Annotated in this window: 13 protein-coding genes; 11 read left to right on the forward strand and 2 right to left on the reverse strand. The window is 47.3% G+C overall.

Features of this window, described 5'->3' with window-relative positions; translation table 11 throughout:
• Window positions 1-2 precede the first annotated feature (2 nt).
• From ACO2Q8_RS05200 to ACO2Q8_RS05230, 7 genes are read left to right on the forward strand one after another with little or no spacing between them, the layout of a single operon-like run.
• Window positions 3-866 carry a hypothetical protein gene (locus tag ACO2Q8_RS05200; RefSeq protein WP_423343732.1) on the forward strand — a complete coding sequence of 288 codons (864 nt, stop codon included), beginning with the start codon at window positions 3-5 and terminating at the stop codon, window positions 864-866.
• Window positions 863-1,837 carry a CDP-alcohol phosphatidyltransferase family protein gene (locus ACO2Q8_RS05205; RefSeq protein WP_423343733.1) on the forward strand — a complete coding sequence of 325 codons (975 nt, stop codon included), beginning with the start codon at window positions 863-865 and terminating at the stop codon, window positions 1,835-1,837. Before ACO2Q8_RS05200 ends, ACO2Q8_RS05205 begins: the two co-directional genes overlap by 4 nt.
• Window positions 1,818-2,843 carry a lysylphosphatidylglycerol synthase transmembrane domain-containing protein gene (locus tag ACO2Q8_RS05210; RefSeq protein WP_423343734.1) on the forward strand — a complete coding sequence of 342 codons (1,026 nt, stop codon included), beginning with the start codon at window positions 1,818-1,820 and terminating at the stop codon, window positions 2,841-2,843. Before ACO2Q8_RS05205 ends, ACO2Q8_RS05210 begins: the two co-directional genes overlap by 20 nt.
• 12 nt (window positions 2,844-2,855) lie before the next feature.
• Complete coding sequence (locus ACO2Q8_RS05215) at window positions 2,856-3,596, forward strand: HAD family hydrolase (RefSeq protein WP_423343735.1); 741 nt, start codon at window positions 2,856-2,858, stop codon at window positions 3,594-3,596.
• A 38-nt stretch (window positions 3,597-3,634) separates the two neighbouring features.
• A complete protein-coding gene (locus ACO2Q8_RS05220; protein WP_423343736.1) occupies window positions 3,635-4,552 on the forward strand; it encodes a PfkB family carbohydrate kinase in 918 nt (305 codons plus the stop codon).
• A gap of 30 nt (window positions 4,553-4,582) precedes the next feature.
• A complete protein-coding gene (locus ACO2Q8_RS05225) occupies window positions 4,583-5,170 on the forward strand; it encodes a DUF4833 domain-containing protein (RefSeq protein ID WP_423343737.1) in 588 nt (195 codons plus the stop codon).
• A gap of 1 nt (window position 5,171) precedes the next feature.
• Window positions 5,172-5,807: a sterol desaturase family protein gene (locus ACO2Q8_RS05230; RefSeq protein WP_423343738.1), complete on the forward strand. Its 636-nt coding sequence runs from the start codon at window positions 5,172-5,174 to the stop codon at window positions 5,805-5,807.
• 107 nt (window positions 5,808-5,914) lie between these two features.
• On the opposite strand, the gene ACO2Q8_RS05235 is transcribed toward ACO2Q8_RS05230, so the two are convergent.
• Both ACO2Q8_RS05235 and ACO2Q8_RS05240 read right to left on the reverse strand, forming a co-directional pair.
• On the reverse strand, window positions 5,915-6,913 hold the full coding sequence (locus ACO2Q8_RS05235; RefSeq protein WP_423343739.1) for a glycoside hydrolase family 43 protein: 999 nt from the start codon (window positions 6,911-6,913) through the stop codon (window positions 5,915-5,917).
• A gap of 143 nt (window positions 6,914-7,056) precedes the next feature.
• The gene (locus ACO2Q8_RS05240; protein WP_423343740.1) at window positions 7,057-7,593 is read right to left on the reverse strand and encodes a GAF domain-containing protein; all 537 of its coding nucleotides are present in this window, start codon (window positions 7,591-7,593) and stop codon (window positions 7,057-7,059) included.
• 222 nt (window positions 7,594-7,815) lie between these two features.
• Between ACO2Q8_RS05240 and ACO2Q8_RS05245 the strand changes: the two genes are divergently transcribed.
• The 4 genes from ACO2Q8_RS05245 (at window position 7,816) to ACO2Q8_RS05260 (ending at window position 12,141) form a co-directional block, all read left to right on the forward strand.
• Window positions 7,816-8,697: an alpha/beta fold hydrolase gene (locus ACO2Q8_RS05245; protein ID WP_423343741.1), complete on the forward strand. Its 882-nt coding sequence runs from the start codon at window positions 7,816-7,818 to the stop codon at window positions 8,695-8,697.
• A 569-nt stretch (window positions 8,698-9,266) separates the two neighbouring features.
• A complete protein-coding gene (locus ACO2Q8_RS05250) occupies window positions 9,267-10,613 on the forward strand; it encodes a tyrosine-type recombinase/integrase (RefSeq protein WP_423343742.1) in 1,347 nt (448 codons plus the stop codon).
• Between the two features lie 471 nt (window positions 10,614-11,084).
• On the forward strand, window positions 11,085-11,408 hold the full coding sequence (locus tag ACO2Q8_RS05255; protein WP_423343743.1) for a hypothetical protein: 324 nt from the start codon (window positions 11,085-11,087) through the stop codon (window positions 11,406-11,408).
• A gap of 10 nt (window positions 11,409-11,418) precedes the next feature.
• Window positions 11,419-12,141 carry a J domain-containing protein gene (locus ACO2Q8_RS05260; protein ID WP_423343744.1) on the forward strand — a complete coding sequence of 241 codons (723 nt, stop codon included), beginning with the start codon at window positions 11,419-11,421 and terminating at the stop codon, window positions 12,139-12,141.
• The last annotated feature ends 490 nt before the right edge of the window (window positions 12,142-12,631 follow it).

Genomic DNA, 12,631 nt, shown 5'->3' on the forward strand with positions numbered 1-12,631 from the left:
CCTTGGAATTAGTAGGCATACATAGAAACCGGAAGTTTTCACCGAATCACATTGGAAACGACGATGCTATTTTTTCGTTAACCGCCCAGGCACTCCGGAAACAGGGGGCGCGGATTCGCATTTGCAGCGAAGACGAGTTTCTGGCCGAGGAAGCCACTCCGGAACGAGGCATTTTTACGATGGCCCGTGAAAAGTCGGCGGTACAGAAGTTGCAGATCCTCGAATCGGCCGGGGCCGCAGTGATCAACTCGGCCTTTGGAATTGAAAACTGTTTTCGCATCAACATGCACAAAGCGCTCGAAAGCAATCAGGTACCTGTTCCCGTAAGCTGGATCGTGCCGACCACAGACGAGGGAAAGGACCGGCTGGACCAGTGGCCGGAAGCACATTTCTGGATCAAGCGGGGCGATTTCCACGCCATCCACCGGGAAGATGTAACCTTTGTCCGGAGTCGGCTGGAGGGACAGGAAATGCTGCGGGAATACGCGCTGCGGGATATTCCGGAGGTGTTGGTGTCTCAGCACCTGGCGGGCGATCTGGTCAAGTTTTACGGGGTTCGTGGTACCGATTTCTTTTTCTGGTTTTATCCCTACGAACATAATCACCACAAGTATGTTGAGTATGAGGCCATAAACGGCAAATCACACCATCATTCATTCGACGAAGCCGAACTGCAACGGGTGGCCACGGCTTCGGCAGCGGCTTGTCAGGTCGATATTTACGGAGGAGACGCCATTGTGGCCAAAGACGGCACGTTTCACATCATCGACCTGAATGACTGGCCCAGTTTTGCCCCCTGCCGGCAGGATGCCGCCAACGCCATTGCGGGCTTACTTTTTCAGAAATTTACACAAACCGGCTTATGAACACAGTGAGTAAAACGCCCGACGGGCCGAAAACCGGGACTCCGACCGACAGCGCATTTCAAAACTCCCTGAAGTCGTCGGACACCGAGGAGCAGATCGACATCTGGTTTTATCGCCCCATCGGCTATCAGATTGCCCGGTTTTGCGCCCGGGTGGGTATCACGCCCAATACCGTCACCATTATCAGCATCTTTTTCGGAGTAGCCGCCGGGATTCTCTTTTACGATCAGTCGCTGGCAATCAATGTGATCGGGATGCTGTTGCTGGTGTTTGCCAACTCGCTCGACAGCGCCGACGGCCAGCTGGCCCGGATGACCAACAACAAAAGCCGTCTGGGCCGCATTCTGGACGGAGCCGCCGGTGATTTCTGGTTTATTTCAATCCACGTCGCCATCTGTCTGCGGAGTATGGAGGAAGGCTGGACGGCGCTGATCTGGGTGCCGGGGGTGGTGGCCGGACTGTCCCACATCGTGCAGTCGGCAATGGCGGATTACTACCGGAACGTACACCTGTATTTCATCAAAGGAACCTCGGGCAGCGAACTGGACAACAGCCGCGATTTGCAGAAAGAATACGACCAGCTTTCGTGGAGTAAAAACTTCTGGATGAAACTGGTTGCCCGCAATTACCTGAACTATACCAAATTGCAGGAAAGCATTTCGCCGAATCTCCAGCAACTGCTGGCCGTTATCCGCCTGAAATTCCCGAATGGGTTACCGCCGAAACTGGTAACCGACTTCCGGGCGCAGAACAAACCCCTGATGAAGTACACGAACATTGTTCAGTTCAATACCCGGGTTTTGTTCCTGTTTCTGTGGCTGTTTATCGACCAGGCCTGGATCTATTTCTTCTTCGACATTTTTGTTCTGAACCCTATTCTGATTTACATGTGCGTGCAGCAGGAGAAGGTCAGCCGTCATTTTTACCAGCAACTCCAAACGTCCCGTGAAAATGAGTACCAGGCTTTATAAAGCGCTGTTTTTTACGCTGGGCATTGGTACGCTGGTCTACATGATGTCTGTCATGGGGTTCCGGGAGATTGGGCTCAGCATTACCAAAACCGGCATCTGGTTTGTGCCGGTGGTAGGAAGCTGGCTCGTCATTTACGTGCTGAATGCGCTGGCGTTCAGCGCCATCATTCAGGAGCCGCAGTTGCCTGAAAGCCGGTTGCCGTTCTGGCAGGTGCTGCGCATCACCATCGCCGGGTACGCCATCAACTACATCACCCCGTTTGTGGCCCTGGGTGGAGAGCCGTACCGGATTATGGAACTGAAACCGGCCCTGGGCGTGCGGAAGGCCAGTTCATCGGTTATTCTCTACAGCCTGATGCACATGTTTTCGCACATCGTTTTCTGGCTGGTGTCTATCGTGTTGATTGTCGCTTTTCTGCCGATCACCAACCTCATGCTCTGGGGCTGTGGCGTGTTGCTGCTGGTCGGGCTGGGACTAGGCTACTGGTTTATTCGTGTTTACCAGCATGGCTTTACGGTCCGTACGGTACGGCTGCTGGAAAAACTGCCGGTGGTGGGCCGGAAAGCCCGGACACTGGCCCAGGAAAAAGGAGAAACGTTGCAGGAAATTGACCACCAGATTCGGGTGTTATATGCCGACCGAAAACCGCGTTTCTACGCGTCGCTGCTGCTGGAATTTATCGGTCGGGTGGTTGGCTGTCTGGAAATTTACTTCATCGCCCGGGCGTTGAACCTGGACATGTCTGTCGTGGAATCCCTGATTGTGAGCTCGGGTTCCTCGCTGTTTGCCAATCTGATTTTCTTTTTCCCGATGCAGCTCGGAACGCGGGAAGGCGGACTGGCGCTGGCGCTCCGCTGGATTGGCTTTCCGGCTGGCAGTGGCGTCTTTATGGGGGTGATCATGCGCATCCGCGAGTTTGTCTGGATTCTGATTGGACTGGCTTTACTGAAAACCGCCCGGCCCAAACCCGTACCGCAGCCGACCGAGCTGGTCGCTGATGAATAACCCACTCGAACCATGATAAAAGGACTTTTATTTGATTACGGCGGCACCATTGATACCAACGGCCTGCATTGGGGCGGGGTGTTGTGGAGTCATTATCAACGATACGGCATACCGGTCGATCAGCCTGCTTTTGCCAGGGCCTACGCCTTTGGCGAGCGATCTCTGGCGATCAACCCGCTCGTCAAACCGACCCATTCGTTTTATGAGGTGCTGCTTCTGAAGATCGAACAACAGTTTCAGTACCTGACGGACAATGGCTTTAAGCCCGATTCGGGTGCCATTGAAACGATTGCGTTTGATTGCAGCGAGTTCGCGCGGCAAACCGTTGCGCAGGCCAAACCGGTTTTGGCTGCCCTGGCGAACCAGTACCCTTTGGTAATGGTTTCAAATTTTTACGGGAATCTAAACACGGTTCTGGATGATTTCGGAATCCGTTCGTGTTTTCAAACGGTGATCGAATCCGCCGTGGTAGGCATCCGGAAGCCTGATCCGGGCATTTATCGGCTGGGCCTGGCCGCCCTGCAACTGCCTGCCGAAAACGCGGTGGTCATTGGCGATTCCTACACCAAAGATATTCAGCCCGCCTTGACCATCGGTTGCCGAACCATCTGGCTGAACGGAGCGGGTTGGGAAGATACCCCCCGAAACAGCGAATCGATTTCGGTAGTGGATGCCGAGATAACGGATTTTGCCCGGCTGCCGGAGGTGCTTGCCCGTTTGGACGGAAAGGCGGCTCAGCCGGTTGCTCATTAATACAGAAGAAAATTACGCGACACTAACCTCCATAAATCATGTACGATATCTGCACCATTGGACATATTACGCTGGATAAAGTGGTGACCGGTCAGTCGGTCAACCACATGCCGGGCGGGACTTCTTTTTACTTTACCAAGGCCATTCGTCAGTTCGATGTTCAGTATATGTTGGTAACAGCGCTGGCGGTCACCGAGCAACACATCGTTGACGGAATTCGGCAGGATGGGATCGAGGTGTATGCACTGCCCAGCGAGCATACGGTTTTTTTCGAGAACATTTACAGCCTCGATCAGGATTACCGGGAGCAGAACGTGCACCACAAGGCCGCATCGTTCGGGGTGGACGGAATGCCCGCCATCGACGCCCGGATCTATCATTTAGGTCCGTTGCTTTCGGATGATATTTCGGTGGACCTCCTGAAAGCACTGGCGCAAAAGGGGCTGGTGTCGCTGGATATTCAGGGCTATCTGCGGTACGTGAGCAATACCAAAGTGCTGTACCGCGACTGGATCGATAAGCGCGAAGCTCTGCCGCATGTGGCCATCCTGAAGGCCAACGAGCATGAAATGGAAGTGATCACCGGCAAAGAAGACCCCCACGAAGGGGCGAAGTACCTGGCCGATCTGGGCGTCCGGGAAGTGATTATTACGCTGGGGAGCAAAGGGTCGATTGTCTACACCGACAATCGATTTCACGTCATTCCGGCTTTCGAACCCCTGGCGGTGGTGGATGCGACCGGCTGTGGCGACACCTACATGGCGGGCTATTTATGGAAAAAGGTAAAAGGCGCTTCCGTGCAGGAATCGGGTGAGTTTGGGGCGGCAATGGCCACGCTCAAAATTGAATCATCCGGCCCCTTTTCCGGAACCGCCGACGCCGTGGAAGACGTTTTAAAAAACCGCCGGGCTGGAAACCGGAAAAACAGACTGCCTTCAGGGGTGTTTACTGTTTGAGGTAATAAAGCGGAAAATTCCGATTGAACAATGATGAAATACGCAGGCAGTCTAGTAGTCATACTGATGGTGTGGCTGGGTTCGTCTATTGGTAATGGTAGTATTGCCCAAAAAGATGAACCCCGTTCCCGAACGCCCCTGAGCAACCCGGATACGTTTCCTGTTCCGAAGAAAACACCCGGTTTTATGTTTTACATTCAGCGCGATCCGAATACCAATACGATCTGCTACGAGCTGAATCTGGGTAAGGAAGGAAAGCTTGAAAAGAACAATCCAATCCATGCTTTCTGGATTCGGTACCCCGAGGGAGGGCACCGGAAAGATCTGAACTTTATTCAACGGAAATTTGCGTACGGTATTAACTCCAAATCGATTGGGGAGGACAGGTACGAATTACGTTCCGTCGCGTATTCCAAACTACCGTTGGTATTACGGAAAGATTCGAAAAATCAATACCATGTCTATGTGGATATTGATAAAACAGAATGCATTTTAAACCGGATTTTTATTCGCATCGACGGCGGCACGTTCTGGCACCCGAATGTCTTGTATATTGAGTTGAGGGGCGTTAATCCGGTCACGGGTAAAACCGTCATCCAACGCATAAAACCTTCCTGACATGGCTAAAAATTATGTCTCCAATTCACAGGAATCAACCCGAATGTTTAAGAATGACTTCCTGGAAGCTTTTTCAAAAGTCAATTTCTGGGTTCCGCTGGTGATTTATATTCCGCTGATTTTATTCTTAACCTACCAGGGGTTAGTTGTTGCCGAACTCCCGATCTGGCTCTTCCTGACGCTCTTAGCGGCCGGGCTTTTTGTCTGGACGCTGACCGAATATATGCTGCACCGGTTTGTGTTTCATTATGAGCCGAAAAGCAGACTTGGTAAGCGGCTGCACTTTATTTTCCACGGCGTACACCACGATTACCCCAACGATGCAAAGCGCCTGGTGATGCCGCCGTCGGCTAGTATTCCGTTAGCGGCTGCGTTTTATTTTTTGTTTAACTGGTTGCTGCCGCAGACTTATAACTACGGTTTTTTTACCGGGTTCATCGGAGGGTATCTGGTCTATGACATGACGCATTATGCCATTCATCATTACAACTTTAAAAGTTCGTTGATGAAGAACATTAAGAAGCACCATATGCTGCACCATTATTCCGATCCATCGCACGGCTATGGCGTCAGCTCAGACCTTTGGGACCGCATTTTTCAGTCGGGGTTCAAAAACCGTCTTAGAGCCAATGAGTAACGGGTGCCAGGGCGTAAAACCGCCTGTCGATCAGAACTTCAAAGAAGGTAACGCCTGGTGTCGTTCGGACCAGGGCTCGTGCCGTTTTGGTATTTACTCCGAAAGACCTAAGGGATAAACGGCTTGCCGACCACCAATCGGTCGCCCGAAAAATCTACCTCGAACAAACGAGGAATTCGCACATACCGGCCGTTTTGGTTTTTATGGCTATGAACCGCCATTAACCAGTTGCCAGTCAGCGTCTGAAACAACATACCATGTCCGTGATTGGGCGGGGTGATGGGCGTTTTCTCGTGTACCCACGGTCCGTCCAGCGTGCCGCTTGTCGAGTAAGCAACTCCTTGCGTGTACACATCGTCGATCCAGCTCGTCCAGATCATGCCCAGCCGACCGCTTCCGGTCCGGAAGAGATACGGTCCATCCGTTACTTTATTGGGACCGATCTTTCCCTCTTCGTTTTGACGGCTCCAGGGACTTTCGCTGGCCCGAAAAAGCAGCTTGCCTTCGCCAATGGAGCCGCTCAAATCCGGTTTCAACTCGATTTTCTCAATCGTACCATTCCCATTTTGCAGCCATTCATAACAATAGACCATATACGGTTTTCCGTCGGTATCGACCCACAGGGTACCATCCAACGTCGGTTTGCTGGCAGGTAGATAAATGGGGTCTTTCATGGGCACATAAGGCCCGGCAGCGTTGTCGCTGACCAACACATGACAGGCCCGGCGCTCGATGATATTTTTTCCGACGGTATCAATTTTTACCGCCCGGTTGGTGAAGGTGGCAAAGTAGTAGTAGTTGCCCCGATAAGGGTGTAATTCTGCCGCCCAGATCATCGGGTTGTTGCCCATCCAGGACGCCGGGTCCGTCCGGACCACTTTCTGAGGGCCTGTCCATTTTTTCAGATCGTTGCTTTTCCATATCAGTCCCCCTGTACCGGTCATGTAATAAGTGCCCGTCTTTTGGTCAGCCAGGATAAACGGGTCGCTCAAACGGATGGAATCCAGCGGTACATCCACGCGAAGCACCGGCTCCCGGTTCTGGGCAAAAACCGTAGTGAACTGAACTAGCAGGAAGACTACGATGAGGAATGCTTTTTTAAGCATGGTGGCGTCAGGGAGAAAGTTGATAATTTCAAAGCCGTAGCTATGGAAAGGCGGTTTTGTCGGTTTTCTACCGGGTGTTCGATTAAAGGAATGACTGGCAGCAGGTATCGTGGTATTGGCCGGGGAGCACCTTTCAGGACTGATTAAGCCGATGCAACGTAAGCCGCAATCACTGGCTGCAAAAGTGGTAGGATGGCTTCAATCTGCGCCTTTTCCTCATCGGTCCAATGGCGGGGACGCCCAAATAGGCAAGGTTGCAAAATCCCCCACAGCTTATTGTCCCGCTGAATGTGTGCGTGGATCAGCGCCCGATGACCGAACGTTTCCCGCTCAAACTGTCGATTGAGCACCCCGGGCCCGGCCGTGTCAACATCATCTACATAAACCGAGGGTTTCATGGCCAGTCCCGCCCGAATCAGCGGGTCCTGCGCCGGTAAGACATCGGTATCGGGTTGCCAGTTGGGCTGTATCGTATTTTTGTCGGGTATACCTTCGTGTTTCCGCCAGCAAAAAGCGGTTCGTCCCCGGTTCTGATCGGGTTGCCGTACATACAGGAAACAGCGATCGGCATTCAGGGCAGCTCCTACAACCTGCACCACCTGATTCAGCGTATCGGCGGGCGTATGGCCGGCCAGAAGGATCGCTTCAATGGTCGACGATAAGGCATGTAGAGGTATCATGGGTGTTTAACCGCTGGCTCCTGGTTCGGGTTCAGAATGTTATCCATCCGGAAGTCAAATAGTTTGGAAGTTGCGACGATACGTGCAATAGGAATGCGTTCCTGCAACTGACTCCGGAACTGGAGGGGGAGTAGATGCCGGACAGGGAGTCGTATTCTAATTAATTGACCGGTTGAAAAACAGATTTTGCCGGCACATGTCAAAGATAAAACGGGTGTCATTATGGAAGCAGGAACGATGGAGGCAGGTTGGAAAAGTACCCGACTTTCGGTCAATGGTCTGTCGCTTCATGTGGTGGAAGCCGGACCTGAAGATGGCCCTCTGCTCATCCTTTTGCACGGCTTTCCGGAGTTCTGGTGGGCCTGGCGCCATCAGATTACTCCCCTCGCTGATTGCGGCTATCGGGTGATTGTCCCGGATATGCGTGGCTACAACCGCAGCGATGCTCCGCAGGAGGTTACGGCTTATCGACTCGATACGCTGGTGGCCGATGTGATGGCGCTGGCTGATCTCTACGGGGCAGATCGCTTCCATCTGGTGGGGCACGATTGGGGCGGTCTTATAGCCTGGGGTGTAGGAACCAGCCACGCCGAACGACTGGAACGGCTGGTAATTATGGATGCGCCCCACCCGGACCGCTGGGTAGAACAGGCCCTGCGGCATCCGACCCAGGCGCTGCGCAGCACCTATGTGGCTTTATTCCAGTTGCCCTGGTTACCAGAAACTGCGTTGGGAGCACTGGACTTCGCAGCATTGCGGTCTACTCTGGAGCGTACGGCGCGGCCGCATACTTTCAGGGCGGGAGAGATGAAACACTACACGGAAGCCTGGGCTCATCCTGGCTCCCTGACGGCCATGCTGAACTACTACCGCGCGCTGCGCGAACGAAAAAAGCCTGACCAGCCCGCCCGTATTCAGACACCGACGCTCGTGCTTTGGGGTGAAAAGGACAGCTTCCTGGAACTACACCTGGCACATGCTGCGCTGGAACTATGTGACAACGGCCAACTATCAATCATCGAGGGCGCCACTCATTGGCTTCACCTGGAGGAACCTGCCCGGGTCAATGCGGAACTTATGCGGTTTTTGGATTCTGAGGGGTAAGCTCACAACGATTGAAAAGGGGCCTTCGTTGTCTGCTATACGAATCATACTCTTTTGCCGGTTGAAAAGCCAATAGGCGAGGTTGGGCAGTCGTCATGGTTTAAGACCTTGATAGTCGTCAGATTGTTACGTAAGCAAATCCTTCCCCTCTAGCAGCATCGGTGGAGTAAGTACAACTAGCACACACTATCACATTGTGCGTTTCTTCTGTGCGTTGCGCCAACGGTAGCCCGTCAGATAAATCCGACGCCTACCACAACGTTTGGATTTGCTCCCTGTTTCGGGTACAGTCTAATAGAAAAGGAAAAAAAGAAGCCTGCCAGCGGTTGCTGACAGGCTTTTGTGAAGTGCCGAAGGCGAGACTCGAACTAAGTTAATCTCTCTATTTGCAGTATTTCAGTCAAAAGCTAAAAAAATGCGTTTTTTGATCAATTAGGCGATATTTTGATGTGTTAAAGGTTAAACTCAATTAAGAGAAATTAAAGTTGATTAACAAATTCCGTCCCCGATTCCGTCCCCTGAATTGAAATTCTGCTATATTTGATGTGTGTTGTAAACTTCTTCAAGACATGGCAAGGAAAGCAGATTCTCCAATATCTTACGTCTTACGCGAACCGAATTCAAAAGTACCAACCCCGCTCATTGGGATTGTGCGGTTCAACAATGACCGGCTTAAGATAGCCACAGGCTTTAAAGTGCTTCCTAAGAATTGGAATGATGCAAAACACCGTGTTAAGAACGTTGTTGATGCTACTGACAAGGATAAGATCAATGACTTCTTGACAGAGCTTGAAGAGAAGGTAGGCAGTATCATCACAGATTTAAAGACGCGACGGCTTTCAATTACAAAGGAGGTGCTGAAGTCTCGAATTACTGAATACTTGAATCCTACCCCTGTCGAGAACAAGCCTAAAACGCTATTAGATTTCGTTCGATGGTATATTGATACCTGTCCAACTCGATTAGTGCGTAGTAAGGGAAATCGAGCCGGTCGTGTCATTTCTCCAAGTACAATTCGTCGGTACAAAACCACTTTGAACGGCCTTGTGTCTTTTGCTACCAACTACCCCAGATCATTAGAATTTGATAATATTGATAGTCATTTCTATAAAGCATTTACTGAATGGCTTACTGCTCGTAACTATGCCACGAATAATGTTAGCAAATACATTGAGAACGTGAAGGGGTTCATGAGTGCTGCTGTTGATGAGGGTTTTACGACAAACCTTGCGTTTCGTAAGTTTCCTAATCTTAGAGAGGATGCGGAAAACATATATTTGACTGAAAATGAGTTAAAACGTATCTATGAACTTGATTTATCAAAATCGGCACGACTCGAAAAAGTAAGAGATTTGTTTGTTTTCGCGGCTTGGACTGGGTTGAGGTTTTCAGATTTCTCAACTTTACAACCAGAACATATTAAATCAGATGATGGTGGAAACTTGTACTTAGACCTCAAACAACATAAAACATCAGCACGAGTGAGAGTACCAATAGAGAATGAAGCTGTTAGTGAGATACTAACAAAATACAATAACAGGCTTCCCAGTGGTATATCTAATCAGAAAACAAACGATTACTTAAAGGAAATTTGCAAATTAGCAGAAATCAACGAACGTATATTGAAACACGTAACAAAAGGGGGTAAGCAGGTAATAAAGACTTCCGAAGGTTGGGGAACGATGTCTCCAGGTGTTGAGAAATGGCAATTGGTGACTACCCACACCGCCCGGCGTTCATTTGCTACAAATATGTTTAAAAGAGGAATGCCAACATTACTGATAATGAAACTAACAGGTCATAAAAAAGAGTCCGAATTTCTAAAGTACATAAAAATAGACGCAGAGGAGACCAACGTTTTAATACGGTCGTATCTACGTTCAAAGCCAGCAGTCTTGGAAAGCTCTTTGGGGTAATTAATTGAAGATAAGGTAATTGAGAAGCTAATAATGTCTAAATCTGTTCTTTTTTAACCAAAATAGTGAAGAATCTTATTTGATAAAGTCCCTTGATTGGAAATTAAAGATATAGTGATTGATCTATATTATCAACTATTTAACATATTTATATAGGAGAGTTGATGGAAAGCTGGCAATTATTTACCTTGTTTTACACCTGTAAGAATTTCATTTATGCACTTATAAGTTCTGATGGAAAAAAGAGCGCAAGTTATAGCACTCTTGTACATATGACTAACGGTTATATATTTCCAGTTGAAATTAAGTATGGAATGATTTTCCTTATATGTATTGATCAGCTTATATGGCCCTAAACTGTAATATATCCTTATGATTATTTTCTTCTATGTATCAAATGCTGTCATAGTGTGCTTTCTACTTTATAGATTCGGAAGACAGCTTAATGAATCTCATAAATACAACATCGCTTTGTCAAATTCACAATTAAAATGTGACTTAGCTTATAAAGAGAAAGAAGCTCTCAAAAAAAACGTGTTTGAACTCATGCTTAAAGTTTATGGGGCTGAGATAACCAATAAAGTTAGCCAAAGAACAATTTGGGTAGGAATGCCTGTAGAGTTATTATTCGTTGCTAAAGGTAGACCCGCAGAAATGAAAGAAAATATTTATAAAAATAAAGTAGTTGATAAATGGTATTATGGGAAATATACAAATCGTTTAGGTAATACTAAATATGAGTTAGAGATAATCATAGAGAATGACATAATAGTAGGGTGGAAGGATTTGATTTAAAGATTAAGCTATGATAAAGAACTTTTACGACCAGTTAGGGGTAAAACCTGAAGCTACACAAGAAGATATAAAAAAAGCATACCGAAAATTATCAGTGAAATTTCATCCTGATAAAAATGATGGGGATGTTTTTTTAGCCGAGATGTTCAAAAGTATTAATGAGGCATACGAAATTCTATCAAATGTTGATAAGAGGAGAGAGTATGACTTAAGATTGAAATCAACCTACACATCTTCTAACTCATCTTCATCATATTCTCAGCAAACTAGGTCTAACTCAGACTTTGAACGACAGGAAGCAATAAAAAAAGAAATATTCAATAATAAGTATGCCTTAGTAAAAGCAATTGAAAGGTATATGGAGAAAGTATATGAGTATGATGGTGAGTTATTTGTATTAAATCAATTACAGAAAGTAAAAAAGCCGAATTATTTATCATTTAAAGTGGTTTTTCTTTGCCTGTGTTTTCTAGTCGGTATATGGATATTCGCAAACCCATATAGAAATAACTTCAATTATTCTAATAGTGGTAATGTTATTCAAGTTAAATCATTAGCAGTTGTATACAGTAAACCAAATATTAAATCAATAGAAGTAAATAATCTTATGTCTGGCTCAAGGGTGACAAAGTTGTCGGAAACAAAATACTTTTATAAAGTGAAATTTATGAGTGACAATGGGAAGGAAATAACAGGATTTATATTAAAAGATAAAGTGGAGAAAAATTTTTAATTGAAATTGTTTCTACTACACCTTAGCGAGTACTCCTGTTAACTAAAGATATAAACAAAACACAGTGTTTAAGTAGGCTTATTTAATTTGCTTCATCTCAATAACCTTGAGTGCTTATGTAAAGATTTTTTTATGTATTGAATTTAGCTTTAACCTATCATGGTATTCATTAAATTTAAGATGGTATTTTAATCATAGAGGGGGTAATGAGTACCTTACGTCTTTTCTCTAATCGCTTAACTATTTGATGTGCTAATCTAAATTATTAGGAATAAAAGCTATTTATCAATAATTAATTTAGATCAAGGTTTGTCTGGCTGCTTTAAATGCTCTTGTTGTTTTTTAGAACTAACATAGATTTAATCATCTTTAATTGCACTTTATTTAGTTTATTTAATGTACATGACATTTTTATCGCTCTTTTAGTAAGTTTCCCTTTATAAAATGCGGTAAAGCGTTTCGATAACATTTCGTTTAGTTGATTAGTGAG

Origin of the sequence: Larkinella sp. VNQ87 (assembly GCF_049445795.1) — a bacterium.
Lineage (GTDB): Bacteria > Bacteroidota > Bacteroidia > Cytophagales > Spirosomataceae > Larkinella.